Raw genomic sequence first — 221 nt, forward strand, 5'->3', positions numbered from 1 at the left:
GGCATCCGCGAGCTACTTTCAGTATTGAATGAGAAAAATACAAGAACAGGTGGCGAAAAACGATTCGTTTTTCGCCACCTGTTCTATTTTAGGGACTTATTGGACAGCCCCCTTTGCCTGGCGACGTCTTACTCTCACAGGGGGAAGCCCCCCACTACCATCAGCGCTGAAGAGCTTAACTTCCGTGTTCGGGATGGGAACGGGTGTGACCTCTTCGCTAT

At 50.7% G+C, this 221-nt stretch carries 1 rRNA gene; it reads right to left on the minus strand.

Features of this window, described 5'->3' with window-relative positions:
- Positions 1-115 precede the first annotated feature (115 nt).
- Positions 116-221 (minus strand): 5S ribosomal RNA (gene rrf / locus WFH04_RS18285); the annotation flags it as partial.

It is taken from the genome of Sporosarcina sp. USHLN248 (assembly GCF_037144575.1).
GTDB classification, from domain to species: domain Bacteria; phylum Bacillota; class Bacilli; order Bacillales_A; family Planococcaceae; genus Sporosarcina; species Sporosarcina contaminans.